At 45.4% G+C, this 15710-nt stretch carries 6 protein-coding genes; 3 read left to right on the forward strand and 3 right to left on the reverse strand.

What is annotated here, in order from left to right; translation table 11 throughout:
* Nucleotides 1-30: 30 nt before the first annotated feature.
* From ACSJJG_RS17115 to fes, 3 genes are read right to left on the reverse strand one after another with little or no spacing between them, the layout of a single operon-like run.
* Nucleotides 31-8625 carry an amino acid adenylation domain-containing protein gene (locus tag ACSJJG_RS17115; RefSeq protein ID WP_282885584.1) on the reverse strand — a complete coding sequence of 2865 codons (8595 nt, stop codon included), beginning with the start codon at nt 8623-8625 and terminating at the stop codon, nt 31-33.
* Nucleotides 8626-8669: 44 nt separating this feature from the next.
* Nucleotides 8670-8924 carry an MbtH family protein gene (locus tag ACSJJG_RS17120; RefSeq protein ID WP_189759889.1) on the reverse strand — a complete coding sequence of 85 codons (255 nt, stop codon included), beginning with the start codon at nt 8922-8924 and terminating at the stop codon, nt 8670-8672.
* A 46-nt stretch (nt 8925-8970) separates the two neighbouring features.
* Nucleotides 8971-10275 carry an enterochelin esterase gene (gene fes / locus ACSJJG_RS17125; RefSeq protein WP_189759890.1) on the reverse strand — a complete coding sequence of 435 codons (1305 nt, stop codon included), beginning with the start codon at nt 10273-10275 and terminating at the stop codon, nt 8971-8973.
* A 308-nt stretch (nt 10276-10583) separates the two neighbouring features.
* Here fes and ACSJJG_RS17130 point away from each other — a divergent pair, with 308 nt between their 5' ends.
* From ACSJJG_RS17130 to ACSJJG_RS17140, 3 genes are all read left to right on the forward strand, one after another.
* Nucleotides 10584-12770, forward strand: coding sequence for a TonB-dependent siderophore receptor (locus ACSJJG_RS17130; RefSeq protein WP_189759891.1), 2187 nt, complete (start codon nt 10584-10586; stop codon nt 12768-12770).
* Between the two features lie 116 nt (nt 12771-12886).
* Nucleotides 12887-14077 carry an isochorismate synthase gene (locus ACSJJG_RS17135; protein WP_282885583.1) on the forward strand — a complete coding sequence of 397 codons (1191 nt, stop codon included), beginning with the start codon at nt 12887-12889 and terminating at the stop codon, nt 14075-14077.
* The gene (locus ACSJJG_RS17140; RefSeq protein WP_189759892.1) at nt 14074-15696 is read left to right on the forward strand and encodes a (2,3-dihydroxybenzoyl)adenylate synthase; all 1623 of its coding nucleotides are present in this window, start codon (nt 14074-14076) and stop codon (nt 15694-15696) included. The genes ACSJJG_RS17135 and ACSJJG_RS17140 overlap by 4 nt, the downstream gene beginning before the upstream one ends.
* Nucleotides 15697-15710 lie beyond the last annotated feature (14 nt).

Below are 15710 nucleotides of genomic sequence, written 5' to 3' on the forward strand. Positions count from 1 at the left end.
TTAAATACGATAAAATCAATTGCTGCAAGCTTAATTACGGCGTTTTTTCAACAAGTTATTGAGCAGTGGCCCCCACTGTTTCAATGAATCTGGAGAAAGAATATCGGCATGTTCACAATCTTGCCGATAAACCCGTAAATGGCGAATCCAAGGTGCCCATGTCTCCTCGACATCCAATTCAGGCGGCAATGTTCGGGTAGCCACAAACAACGTAGCTTCGCCATCATATTTCTGGTTAACAGCGGATAATAAACTGCGGACAGCATCTCGATAGTTAGCCACGATATCCTCAAACATAGTCTGCTTTTCCTTACGCAGTTGCGGATCATGCTCATCTTCTGTGGCCGCCATAAACTCTGCCTGTTCACGGGCAATTTCCTGTTTGGCCTCTTCTTCGCTTAACCCTCCCCAATCCTGACCTTCTGGAGGATAAGCGTCCAATAATCCCAAGAAAGCAACTTCCTCACCTTCTTGCTGTAAACGGATAGCCATTCCTTGAGCCAACATTCCTCCCAGAGAATAACCCAGCAAGTAATAAGGCCCATGAGGTTGGATATTTCGTAAGGTCGCCAAATGGCGTGTACACATTGCGTCGAGACTGTCGCAGTCAGCAATGACACCATGAGGACGAGGAGATTGTAAGCCGATAATCGGCCAGTCGCCCTCCAGATAACGCAAAAGCCCACTGTATTGCCAGGCAAAACCTGACGCTGGATGCACACAGAAGAGTGCTGGCCCCGTTCCTTCCCTCAACGGTAAGACTTCACCTATTCCGCCGTTTTCGGCCGAATTTTTCTTCTGTTCATCTACCAGTAGTGCACTCAATTTTTCTACACTTCGCGCGACCATAATATGACCGACTGAAACACGGAGATTAAGGCGTCGATGTATTTCGGCTGCCAAACGCATTGCCAGCAACGAATGCCCGCCCAAAGCAAAGAAATCATCATCAGCCCAAACAATGTCGCACGCTAAAATCTCTGCAAACAACTTAGCTAGCTGACTTTCCAAACCCGCCTGCGGTAACCTGCCTGTTGTTAATTTCTCTGGCATCGGAAGTGCCTTGCGATTCAATTTTCCATTAGCACTCAGTGGGAATTTTTCCTGTATTACATAGCTGACCGGCAACATATAAGCAGGCAATCGTTTCATCATTGTTTGTTGCAGCGCTTGAATATCCAATGTCACATCTGCTTGCGGGATCACCCAGGCAATTAGCTGACGCGCATCAACATTCTCAATTGCCTGACTTGGCTTACCTAACTCACGTGCAGCAACCGCAGCCTGGGCGATTTCTGGCTGTTCTAGTAACACTTGTTCAATTTCACCCAGTTCAATACGCTGACCACGTATTTTTAATTGATCGTCACTGCGGCCAAGGTATTCAACCTCACCGTTTTCTGACCAGCAGGCAATATCCCCCGTTCGGTACATCCGCTCACCCGATGCAAACGGATCGGCCACAAAACGGCTGGCTGTCAAATCAGCTCGGTTCAGGTAGTTTGTGGCTAACTGGATCCCACTGAGATAAAGATCACCCGCCACCCCAATGGGAACAGGGCGCAACCAAGGATCTAAAATACGCAATTGGGTATTCCATACCGGCCGACCGATAGGGACACCAGAGCTACTGCAACGCTGCAATGCCTCACCAAACGCAGGTTGCCATGTCACATCCACCGCCGCCTCTGTTGGCCCATAAAGATTATGCAAAGGTGCAGTAATCAGCATTTGATAGCGATGCGCCAGTTCACAGGACAAGGCTTCTCCACTACAGAAAACACGTCTCAAGCTACGGCAGAAAGGTGCTTCTTGTTCTTGTAACGCGAAAGAATCAATGAAAGTTGCCAGCATTGATGGCACAAAATGCAATGTCGTGACGTGATAATCATCAATCAGTTGCCGAAGGAGTGTGGGATCACGATGCGCTTCCGGTGGTGCCATCATTAACTGAGCACCGGTCATCAATGGCCAGAAAAACTCCCATACAGAAACATCAAAACTACAGGGCGTTTTCTGCAATACCACATCATCTGTCGTCAATGAATAAGCATCCTGCATCCACAATAAACGGTTAACAATGGCTTGGTGGCTCACCACCACTCCTTTTGGCCGCCCTGTAGAGCCAGAGGTATAAATAATGTATGCAGCCTGTTCAGGCGTCACATTGGCGGCTGGATGGATAGGCTGTTGTGTTTCATCTGCCAGTGTATCCAGCAACAACAACGGTGCCTGATTGGCAAAACGTGCCTGATACTCATTTTCTGTAATCACTACTCGAGGTTGCGCATCTTCCAGCATGATGGTTAAGCGTTCGTCAGGATAGCCGATATCAAGAGGCAACCACGTCGCCCCTGCTTCCAAAATCGCCTGTAACGCCAGACTTAGCCGAACTGAACGCGATAATGCAACCCCAACAATGTCCCCTGCCTGTACACCCGCATCAATTAGACGATCAACCAATAACCGAGTTTGAAGACGCATTTGCTGGTAAGTCAGACGATGATGACAATCCAACAACGCCAAAGCGTCAGGCGTTTTGCTTGCCTGCTCAATCACAGTCTGATGAAGTGTTTTGGAAGGAATATCATGATAAGTGTTATTAACTTCCTCAATTAGTGCGGCTTCATCGGCGAATTGTAACCCCCACTCCCGCAGTGCAACTTCTGGCCGTTCGATTAATTGTTGGAACAAGAACAGTATGCGTTGAGCCAAATACTCAGGCTGTTTAACGCTTTCACGATATTCCATTAATAAACGCAGACGCTTACCCGGCAATACCAGTAATGTCAAAGGGTAATGGGTATAACCACGGTTATTGATGCTTTGGCAGATGATGCCTGCAATATTTTCTTTATTCCCTTTGTCCTGTTCCACATCAGGATAATTTTCAACCACCAATAAAGTATCAAAAAGTGTACCCGTACCTGCAATTCGCTGGATCTCGCCCAGACCAATATTGTCATGCTCAATCAATTGGATCTGCTGTACCTGTAGCTGTTTTAGTTGAGGTAATAGCGGTTGTTCCATATCCAAAATAACGCGAACGGGTAAGGTGTTACTGAACAATCCGATATGCTGATCCAACCCGTCAATCTGCCCAAACCGCCCCGATACCGGAGAGCCGAAAACAACATCAGATGAGCCACTTTGTATACTCAATAGCAGCGCCCAAATGCCTTGCATCAAAGTATTGAGCGTTAAACCACGTTGCTGACACAAGTCAGTCAATGCTTGCTCCATCTCTGGTGCGAGTAATATCTCAAGCTCTTTAACCTCACCAGTACGGTGTTGTTCGCCGAATAAACACGTTGGTTGAACATCTTTCAATACCTGTTGCCAACATTGACGAGAAGGCTCCGTCTCACGCGCCAATAATTGCTGAACTACGTCTTGATAACGTATCTCAGGTTTATGCAAGGCTTGCTCTCCTTGATTCAACAAGGTCAAAAGGTTTTGAACCAGAATAGGTGTTGACCAGCCATCAACGATCAGATGATGAACATTTAGCAATAGCGTATGGCGTAAGCTTTTACCGTGGCGTACCAGTAATGCATGTAACATCGCTGCTGGCTGCTGAAAGAGGTTTCGCGTGAGTTCTGCTTTTTCCAGTTCCCGTAATGCAGCCTCTTCCTCTTCCGCTGTCAACTCAGGCAGTTGATGGAAATCAAGTGTCCAATAATCTTTGTCATCAGAAATAATGGGGATCAATTGCAGTGGAGAGAGGGATTGTTCAGTATCAAATTTCGCAACTATCTGCGGATGATGCCGAACTAAAACTGACAGTGCCCGTCGTAATTCAGCCACAGGCAATGCCCCAAACAGGGAAAGACGTGTCAACGAGTTATAGCTCCCCTGTTCGGTCGCTGTCTGTGCATGGAATAATAACCCTTGTTGCAGTGGCAGTAACGGTAATACGGCAGATAGTGGACCGTAACGCTCAGTCAACTGAGTGAGATCGTTCTCTTCAATATCTGATAGCCCAGTTTCTGCGGCGACTAAAGTCGCCATGGCCCGTAAAGGCTGCTGTCTGGCGAATTGGATTAAGCAATCAGCCGCCCATGCCATACCGCGATGTAACTCCGCAATATCTTGCTGGCTAAAAATACCATCAACCCATTGCCAATTAATCACCAACTGTGGTGTATTGCCCTGCTCATCCACAAACAAATTGATTTCTAAGCTATGGCTTAGGGACATTTCGGGATCTTGATAAACCGCAAAAGCATCCTGGAAAAGATGTTTAGTTCGTCGTGGTGACCATAAGTGATCTGTCTCGACAAAACGCCCCAGATAATTAAATAAGATCTCTGGTGTCTCTTGCGTTGCCAGTATTTCCCGCCCTGTTTGATCAAGGTAGCGCAGCAAGCCATAACCGACGCCACGATCCGGCACTGCACGTAGAACGCTTTTCACCGCTCTGACGATGTCAGAAATAGCGCTATCAGAACTCATGATCGCAGCAGGTTGGTGTTCTCCTGTCAGCGGTAAATTGACCACTATTGGATATTCAGCGGTTAACCAGCCAACAGTCCGGGCTAAATCGCCGGTTTGATCGAATTCAATACGGCCATGAGACTCTAACTGGAAACGTAACTTATTGACGTTAAAACGACGATAACAAGCCATTGCCAACATTGTTAATAAAATTTCTTCAATATTCGCGTGGTATTGCTTTGGCAAGCTCCCTAATAATGCGGCCGTTTGTTCGCCACTCAATAATGTTCGCTGGTTGCAGGAAATTATTTGGCGATCCCGCTGGATATCCAGCGGAAGCTGCCCTAAAAGGGGCGTTTTTTCATTTAACATTTGTTGCCAAAAAGGCAATTCAGCTGCACGTTGTGGCAGATTTTGGCGTAGATAGTCATTCCAATCGTACAACGTGTACTCTTCTGCCGGCAAAACTACGGGCTGACCGGCGATTGCTGCTTCTACTCCTTGACGTAACTCATCCAATACTATTCGCCACGAAACACCATCTGTTGCCAGATGGTGAATAACAAGCACTAATCCTTTAGACACACCGTTATGTTGTAATAAACAAGCATGGAATAATTGACCATTCGCAGGTTCCAAACGCATAACGGCATCGTGGAAAGCTTGCTCAGCACAAGCTTCAATATCTTCGCAATCTTGCCATAGGCTGTAATGAGCGGTTTTGGATAACGGAATAGACTCACCTACAATCAGCCGACCATCACGAGTCAATGCGCGCAGTACAGGGTGCGCTTGCTCTAAGGCAACCAATGCTTGTGATAAGTGTTGCGGCTGCAATTCTGCCGGAACATGTATAAATACACCGTGGACAAAACGGGTATTAATGCCATGAGTCTCAGCAAACCACTGTAAAATAGGCAGGCTATCGATCGCCCCTTCCTGAAGGCGTGTAGGAGCAGGTTTAACAATGGCAATAGGCGTCATCTTCAATGCCATACGCACAGGTGTACGTTCACTGAAAATATCCCGCGGACGTAACTGCCAACCAAGGCGACGCAATTGCGTTCCCAGCGCCATCGCAGAAATACTGTCTCCTCCCAGCGCAAAAAAGTCATCATCGGCACTGACTTCTTGCACACCTAACAAGCTGGAGAAAGCTTCACAAATGGATTTTTCCTGCTCACTTTCCGCTTTTCTGCCTACTGGCAATGGAAGTTGTTGTGGTTTAGGTAATGAATGACGGTCTATTTTGCCATTGATCGAAATAGGCAAGGTTGCCAATACCATCAAGAGGGAAGGAACCATGTAATCAGGCAGTTTCTTTGCCAATGCCGCCAGCAGCAGAGCAGAGATATTAGGTAAAGCACGTTGTTGCTCATCAGGTACAGCACAATACCCCACCAACCGATATGTTGCGCCGATAGGTTCAGCAATCACAACCGCAGAACTGACTTCCGGCAAATCAACCAGAGCATTTTCTACTTCGCCTAATTCAACGCGAAAACCTCGTACTTTAACCTGATGATCCACGCGGCCAATAAATTCAAGTAATCCATCAGGGCGCCAACGCATAAGATCACCACTGCGATACATTACTTCGCCATGACGGAATGGATTAGCGACAAAACGTGTTGCCGTCATCCCTGGGCGATGCAAATACCCACGGGCGATACCCGCGCCAGAGAGATACAATTCTCCCGCTGCACCTATTGGCACAGGTTGTAAGTAACGGTCTAAAAGCCAGATATCGGTATTAGCAACTGGACGTCCAATCACCGGTTGATCGGCCAGCCGAATACTGCTTCCCAGCGTATCAATCGTATATTCTGAGGGGCCATAATAGTTGTGGACATCCATTTGCGGCTGCTGTTTGAGTAATTCCCACAACCGCGGTGTCGCCGCCTCACCACCAATCATAATAAACGCAGGTTGGTGATTACCTTTTTCCAACAACCCACTATCGATAAGTTGGATCAAGAAGGAAGGCGTAATATCCATGATATCAATCGGTAGCAGATTCATCTGCTGTACCACACCCCACGCATCCCGCCTCAGTTCCTCATCAAAAATATAGAGTTCACTGCCTAAGATCATACAAAACAGTGGCTCCCAAGAGGAATCAAAGGAGAAAGAGGCAGTATGTCCTGCACGCGCTCGTCGGCCATATTGCCGGTAAAAATTCTCAATGGCAGGCCCAAATAAATGCGTTGCATGGGAGATTAATAAATTCAGCAATCCGCCATGTGTACTCATCACCCCTTTTGGCTTACCGGTAGATCCCGAAGTGTAGATCATGTAAGCCAAGTGTTCACCGCGCAGTTTTTCGCGGCGTTCTTCGTCTGTGACGGGTAACGGGGATAAACGGGAACACTGCGTCGCTATCTGTGGATCATCCAGACAGATGGCTTTGAACGTTGCAGGCATTTGTCCCAGTGTAGTCAAGTGAGTGATCAGCAAGGCTGGCTGAACATCGTCACACATTAACTGCAAACGTTCCTGCGGATAATCGAGATCAAGGGGAATATAAGCTGCACCGCTGGCCAAGACGCCTAAAATAGCAATAATTGAATCCACTGAACGAGGAATGCCAATGGCAACCACATCTTCAGCCCCCATTCCCTGTAATAGCAAGAAACGTGCAAGTTGCATCACTTTTACCATCAATTGATGGTAAGTCAGCTGTTCATTATGACAACGTATCGCGATAGCATCAGGCTGCTGTTCGACCTGTTGCAAAAAGAGATCCAGTACAGAAACACTATCTACAGGCAATTGAGTTTTCGGCCCGCATGACCAGCTATCAAGCCGTTGTTGTTCTTGTGGCGGAATCAAAGGGATGAACGCAATGGATTGCTGCGGCTGCATAAGCAATTGATTCAACAAATAGCTGATCCGTTCACTGTGCCACTGTAGCGTTTGTTCACTGTACTTGTTTCGATTCGCAATCAGTGTCAGATGAAGCTGATCATCATAACAACATAATTCAAACTCTAAATCATCCACTGGTCCCATCGCGAGTGTATGCGTCTTGATGGGTTTTCCGTCTAGTTTCAATGCCTCATTATAGATTTTGTAATTGAAAACAGGCCCATAAAGCGCATTGTTGCTACCGGATAATCCCAGATCACAACGCAGTTGTTCGGCTTCATATCGCTGGTAACGACGCACTTGCTTCATTTCATCCACAAACGCCTTTGCTACTTCTGCCAGGGACATCCTGTCTTGCAATTTTATTTGCAGCGGTAAGAGATTGACCACGGGGCCGAGCGCACAAAGCGCTTGTGATCCCAAACGCCGCATAAAAGGAAAACCGATCGACAGATGTTTTTCTCCACTCATGCGATAGAAATAGATGCAGAGTGTAGCCATCACAATTTCAGCTGGCTGGAATGGCCGCAGTAAATCATCGTTCTTTACTGAAACAAACTGGGTAAGCGGAAAATGACAATGATGATTAAGAGGTAATGCATTGTTATTATTATCAATATTCTCAGTAGAAAGTGAAACAGCAACACCTCGTTCACGGGTATGCTTTTGCCAGAACGTAGCTGACTCTGCTTTCGCAGCAGATTGCTCCCAACTCAGGTACTCTTTGACGACTAATTCAAAGGAACAGAAAGGATTTTCAGTTGGCTGGCGACCTGCTCTGAATGCATTATAGATATCAATAATGCGTCGAGTCAGAGCATCAAAACTGAAGCCATCCAACATTAGATGGTGAAAACGCTGATACCAGTACCAGCGCTCTGGTTGAGCATCAACCTGCATGATCACTTGTCGATATAGAGGACGTTCTCCATCGGCAGGTAACTCAGCAGCCAGATCTGTCCGCATTAATTCCTGTGATAGACGTTCTCCCTTTCCGCTTTGTCCATGAGAAAAATCAAACCACTCAGGAGCAATTACTTGCTGTGCATTACAGAAGGCTGGAATTTGCTGTACAGGCTCTCCCTCTTCATTAACAAAATATCGCGCGTGAATGGTATCGGCTTCAGCCAATCCCTGACGAATAGCGGCGTCAAATAGGGTGCGATCCAGTCTCCCATTAATTTCAATATAATGCGCAATGGTGAACACATTACGGCGGTTGGCAAGCTGATCAGCCACCCAAATTCCAGGCTGAGCAGCAACGAGTGGCAACGTTAAATCGACTGACTTAATTTCAGTACATGGCAATACATTGGGCACGTTTAAATTTCCTTTCTTATCGACAGGTTAAACCATCAGCATTATCAGTTTGATTTATCTGTGGTTCGCGCAGATGGTTGACGCAGATCGAAATTGCGCAGACTAGCCGGACGCATATCCACCCAATGCTCTTCTATGTATGCGATACAAGCGGCCCGTGAATCTGGGCCAATAACCCGCTCCCAGCCGGCGGGTTGTGCGGCAAAAGTCGGCCAAAGGCTATATTGTTGTTGATTATTTATCAGTACATAAAAAGTGGCTTCGTCATCATCAAAAGGATTCTTTTGTTCCAAATTCATTTTTAATTCTCATCAATTCTTGGATTACAATAATCGGTTTTTCATATCATTTTTTAGCCAGTAACCAACCAAGGCCATCAAATAACCCACCACGCCAGCACAACACATCGTGTCCACCATTAAACACGCGATAATTCACGTTGTGCCCAGCCCCTTGCAACGCGGCATACATTTGATCATTAACAAAATGGATATCTGCTTCACGGGAACCTGCTTCCTGAAAAATTTTTAACGACGAAGGAATAACTTTTTGCCCAAGAACCTGCTGTGTCAGCCAACCTGGTTTATGGTCAGAAGATGGCATAAACTGCCGAACAATTTTGCTATCAGGCCACCAGAAAGATCCTGACTGTGTGAGAACACAACCAAAACGTTGTGGCCAATGGAGCGCGGCATACAATGCCGCCAGCCCACCGTAACTCTGCCCTGCTATCACTGTTTGTGCAGGATCATCGCTAAAAGCTACATACTGTGCGACAAGCGGCAGCAATTCATCCTGAATCGCTTGCCAAAAATCGGGATTGCAAGGAAGTTCCCGCTCTCGATGCGGCATATCAATAACATCAATCAACAGCCAAACCGCCTCTGGTATCTGCTGTTTTTCAGTTGCTACCTCAATCACCGGAAAAACTGGAGTTCTTTCCGCCCAAGTCAACCCATCCAGCAGAATGATAAGAGGACGGGAGGGTGCGGTTTCTTCCCCCGTGGAATAAAGCCAAACACGCCTTTGATTGTTAAGCCGATCACTGTGCCAGTGCAAAAGCAAAGGCTCACGTTTATCCGGCTGCGCAGTATGATGTGGACGGCTCCCATCAATTAATGACCATGCGGTCTGTGCAGGTGCATGGGGCATATGGATCGCTGATAAAGGCAAACCAAGCCCATTACGATGACATTCCTGTAGATTCAAAGGATCTGAAATAGATAATGGAAAGAGTGAAATCCACCATTCACGTTGCTGTTGATTACGCTGCTTGATTTCGTCTGAAAATTGAGGGGGCAAATGTGCGTCAGTCACGGGTATAAATCGATAACTTCCTCTCCAGTTATCTTCAAGATTCACTGACCAATACCAGATATCCGTTTCAGGCAATCGTTGTAGACTCTGAGGTTGCGGACAGTGATGATCAGTGATGCCATTGATATCGATGTAGACTTGGCGAAAAGGTGAATTTTGTTCGTCCCCATTAGGATCTCGCCAAAAGAAGGTTGTTTTAACTTGATGATTATTCGTAATTTCTATAATGGGCGTTCCCAAAATAGCAATATTTTTCCACCACAACTCACTGCCAACATGACGCGCAGCTAATAAATGAGCTGCCGTACCTGGTGGCTGAAAAACTAATGTCATCCCTTTATCCCCTTCAAAAAAATCCGCTCACAAATGACATATCCATTTGATACACCACACCAGCAATGATCCTAGAAAATAAAAACGATTATCATTCACCAATGATATTGATAATGATTTTTGTTTGCAATATTATCCAATTTATTTTATTAATCTTAATCACTGGCTAACAGAGTTAATGAAGCATTATCAGGAGTAACGAGGCAGGAGGCCCTCACTATTCAGCTTAGCCATAGTGGCGTCGCCTTAATTATAACTTTGATTTTTATCAATTATTTTAAAAGTATCTATATTGAGAGATGAAATCCATGGTATTGCCTAGCAAGAATAAGATATTGAAAACCGCAAAAAGAACAAATAGAAACTATAACTATAATAAATTATTCTTATCGCTTACTTCTGTCTTACTGTTATCTCCCTATGCCTCAGCCAATAATGGGACTTCCAATAACAGCGAAGATACCTTAATCGTCACAAGCAAGACGGAAGGGTATTCTGGAAAAAACATTGTAGAATCAGACAGTGCCGCAGGCACCAAAAGCCTCACTCCGCTTATCAAGACTCCCCAGTCAATCAGTGTCATCAATCGCGCACAAATAGAAGCACAAGGCGCAACGAGCGTTGCCGACGCCCTGAATTATTCAAGTGGCGTTGTGACTAACTACCGCGGCTCTTCTAACCGTAATGACGAAGTGATTACCCGTGGTTTTCGTTACGCGCCTAAATTCCTTGATGGCTTGAGTTATGGTAATCAGCTCGATCCTTGGTTATTGGAACGTGTAGAGTTAGTGCATGGGCCGGCATCTGTGCTATACGGTCAGGTCAGCCCTGGCGGTTTGATTAATATGACCAGCAAAAGGCCCACAGCAGAGGCCATTCGTAAAGTCCAGATGAAAGCAGGTAACCAGAGCCTGGGTGAATTAGCCTTTGATTTTGGTGGGGCATTGGGTGATGACATTCCCGTTCTTTATCGTTTAAATGGTATCGTCAGCACCCAAAAACAATTTGTCAAAGATTATAAAAAAGAGCGAATTGCCATTGCTCCAGCTCTGACATGGATACCAAACGACAATACAACTTTCACGTTGCTGAGCAGTTATCAGTACGATCCCAAAGCGGGATTCCGTAATTTCTATCCTAAAAAAGGCACCGTAACAGCTGTTCCCAATGCAGGCTATATTCCCTACAAGATGAATCTCAGTGAACCTTCTTTTAATCAGTCCAGACGGGAACAATCCTCTATCGGCTATATTTTTGAGCATGACATTAATGATGTTTTCTCTTTCCAACAAAACCTGCGTTATTCAAGAGCAAATGAGCGTTTTAAGCTTTTCGTTTATGTATCGGATGTAAAAGACCTACCAACCAGTATCCAACGCCGTCCACAGAGGGAATACAACAAAACGCAATCATTTAATGTGGATAATCAGCTGAAGGCACTATTCTCAACCAGTAACATTGATCATAACGTTATTAGTGGAATCGATTACAAATGGGCGGATAGCCTTAGCAGAAGATGGTATAAAAGCGGTAGTCAATACGACTTTGATTGGTCAAATCCAGTTTGGGGTATCCCCGTCAATGAAAATGAGTTATCTCTTTCTTTAAATGACAAAAAGAAACTTTACCAGTTAGGTGCTTACGTACAAGATCAACTCAGTTGGGAAAACTGGAATTTAGTTCTGTCCGGCCGTTATGACTGGACTGAAACCAAGCAACAAAACCTGCTCAAAAACACCTCAACAACACAAAAAGACCGTGCATTCACAGGACGTGCGGGTTTGTTGTATGCCTTTGATAACGGCATTTCGCCTTATATCAGTTACAGCACCTCCTTTGAACCTAACTTGTCTCAAGGAGCACCTGGTACACCGGCATTCAAACCTACAACAGGTGAACAAACTGAAATCGGGATTAAATTCCAACCCAAAGATAGTGATACGCTGTTAACACTTTCTCTGTTCGATATCACCCAGAAAAACGTAACCACCAGTAACCCAGTTACCCGCTTTAGCGAGCAAATTGGCAAAATTGGTTCAAAAGGAGCAGAGGCTGAAATTCATTCCCAAATCACACCAGAAATTAACCTGATAGCAAGTTATACCTATACAGACACTAAAACTAAAGACGATGGCAATACTTCACGTATTGGCAAAAGAATCCCTTCAGTGCCTGAACATGCAGCTTCTGCCTGGGGGAGTTATAGCTTCACGCAAACTGCTCTGAAAGGATTCACTCTGGGAGCCGGTATACGCTATACCGGATCGACTTCCGGTGATTATGCCGAAACATTCCACGTCAAGCCCTATACCCTCTATGACTTGATGGCGAAATACGATCTTGGCGAAGCTTCCCCACAGTTAAAAGGCGCGAATGTACAACTAAACGTGAATAACCTGACCAATAAACGTTATGTTGCTTCATGCTCAAATGTAGAAGCCTGCTTCTACGGTAGCGGGCGCAGCATCGTTGCCACAGTGGAATATACTTGGTAAGACAAAATCTTTACTCCAGTGGCATAAAGCAAACGCTTTTGCCACTGTGAATTGCGTCTATCAACATTAATGCGTATTAAATGACTTTTTTTATTAAATAGTAACAGGGAAATATCGTGCTTAAGTTAATGACTGAATATCACACATCCGAATTATCGGATTTTAGTTGTGATGATTTTGTGTTCCTATCTTCAAATAAAAGCCTACATGCACGAGGACGTTTTGCCAAAGTAACCACTCCCGCCAATCATTATGATGATATTGATAATCTATTAAGTGACCATCTATCTCAATTATTCCTTCAAGCTCAACAAGCGGGAATTAAAAATCCTATTGCAGTCGGGGCAATCCCTTTTGATAAACGCCAACCTTCCGCCCTCTATATACCTTATGAATACCGTTGGCTGGAACAGGAAACCGCGCATTTTTCCACTCGATCCTCTATGCCACCGTTAAAAATGCAACAGTGGTATTTATGGCCAGAAAAAGAAGAATTTTGCCAGATGGTTTCTCAAGCTGTTGACGCCATCCATCATGGCTTGCTTGATAAGGTCGTCCTTTCGCGTCTACTGGATATTGAATTTGCTCGAAAACCTAACTCTATTCAGCTTTTTACGCAGCTTAATGCCCAAAATCCTTATAGCTACAACTTTCATATTCCACTAGAAAACAGCACGTTAATTGGTGCTAGCCCAGAACTTCTACTACGTAAACAGGGTAATACCCTTATTTCTCAACCACTGGCAGGCTCGTCACGCAGAAGCCACAATATTCTGGAAGACAGTGCGTTGCGTCAATCACTACTCCATTCAGCTAAAGATCACCATGAACATCAATTCGTGATTGATGCAATCCGAACCGCGCTCACTAAACACTGTACTGAATTGATGATCCCAGACTCTCCGTCAATATTCAGCACGCCTTTACTTTGGCACCTCGCGACAGAAATACGCAGTGAATTGCGCAATAAACACACTAATGTCCTCTCCGTTGCTGGCTTACTTCATCCAACTCCAGCACTTTGTGGAACACCGAGAGAACGAGCCTACGAACTCATCGCTCAGCTCGAACCCTTCGAGCGCAACTATTTTGGCGGTATTGTCGGTTGGTGTGATGCTAAGGGCAATGGTGAATGGGTTGTTACCATTCGCTGTGGTGAATTATTCGAAAACCATATTCGACTTTTTGCCGGAGCCGGCATCGTTGCTGACTCACAACCCCATGCTGAATGGCAAGAAACAGGGGTGAAATTGGGCACCATGCTACAAGCTCTAGGATTATCTGACAGTAAGGAACGTGTGTTATGAGTATTGAGTTTAATCGCTGGCCTGAAACCTTATCACAACGCTATCGCCAGCGCGGTTATTGGCTTGATCTTCCCCTTTGCGACATACTTAGGCGTCATGCTGACAACGAAAATATTGCTCTGATTTGCTCATCTCAACAATATACTTATCGCCAACTCAATCAACTCGCGGATAATCTGGCCGCTTCCCTCAAGCGCCGCGGTGTTCAGCATGGACAAACCGCATTAGTGCAATTAGGGAATATTGCAGAATTTTATATCACCTTTTTTGCTTTGCTGCGTTTAGGCGTGGTTCCCGTCAATGCCCTATTCAGCCACCAACGGAGTGAACTATTCGCTTATGCCGAGCAAATTAAACCATCACTATTGATCGCAGACCGTAGCCATTCACTCTTTTCTGACAATACCTTTATTCACGAACTGCATAGACATTACTCTTCACTGACACACATATTCCTGCGGGGAGATAGCGACCGTTCGATAGATTTAACGACATTGATTAATGAAAAAGAAAACACTTTTATCGCGACGCCCACTCCAGCCGATGAAGTCGCTTTTTTCCAATTATCGGGCGGGAGTACAGGTATGCCAAAACTGATCCCCCGAACTCACAATGATTACTACTACAGCATTCGAGCCAGCGTTGATATCTGCCATTTCAATCCTCAAACATGCTACTTATGTGCTCTTCCTGCCGCACATAATTATCCGATGAGTTCACCAGGCGCATTAGGGGTTTTTTATGCTGGAGGCCAAGTGATTATGGCCAATGATCCCAGTGCATCAAGTTGCTTCCCGTTGATTGAACAATATCGGATTAACGTTGCTGCTTTAGTTCCTCCTGCGGTAAGCCTGTGGCTGGAAGCTATTGCTCTGACAGGGGATAAATCACCTCTGGACAGTCTGGCGTTATTGCAAGTAGGAGGTGCCCGCCTGAGTGAATCGCTGGCACGAAGGATACCTTCAGAATTAGGTTGTCAACTGCAACAGGTATTTGGCATGGCCGAAGGATTAGTTAACTACACACGTTTGGATGATGACCAACAAACTATTTTCACTACTCAAGGTCGCCCGATAAGTGATGATGATGAAGTGTGGATCTCCGACAGCCTGGGTAATCCACTACCTCTCGGTGTTCCTGGTTTACTGATGACTCGTGGACCTTATACGTTCCGTGGATACTACCAAAGCCCTCAATATAATAATCAAGTGTTTGATGAAAATGGTTTTTACTGTTCGGGTGATTTAGTCATTCAAACAGAGAAAGGTTATCTAAAAGTTGTAGGCAGGGAAAAAGATCAAATTAACCGTGGTGGCGAAAAGATTGCGGCAGAAGAAATAGAGAATTTACTGTTACGCCATCCACTGGTGATCCATGCAGCACTGATCGCCATCCCTGATTCAATCATGGGAGAAAAGAGCTGTGCCTATGTCGTCACCCGCAAAGAGGTAAAATCAGCCGTATTACGTCGCTTTTTACGCGAGCAAGGTATCGCGGATTACAAACTTCCCGACCGCTTTGAAAATATGCCTTCCCTTCCCATGACGCCAGTCGGAAAAATCGATAAACAAAAATTACGTCACATCGCACATAGCACGTTAATTCATACAGCACCTTAAACGTATCACAGAGG

The sequence above is a fragment of the Xenorhabdus sp. SGI 60 genome (genome assembly GCF_056632175.1).

Excerpts from the sequence above, each read along its gene's own strand:
- ACSJJG_RS17120 (WP_189759889.1), bottom strand. The coding sequence starts at position 8,924 with ATGAATTTGGAACAAAAGAATCCTTTTGATGATGACGAAGCCACTTTT.
- ACSJJG_RS17130 (WP_189759891.1), top strand. The coding sequence starts at position 10,584 with ATGGTATTGCCTAGCAAGAATAAGATATTGAAAACCGCAAAAAGAACA.
- ACSJJG_RS17140 (WP_189759892.1), top strand. The coding sequence starts at position 14,074 with ATGAGTATTGAGTTTAATCGCTGGCCTGAAACCTTATCACAACGCTAT.
- fes (WP_189759890.1), bottom strand. The coding sequence starts at position 10,275 with ATGACATTAGTTTTTCAGCCACCAGGTACGGCAGCTCATTTATTAGCT.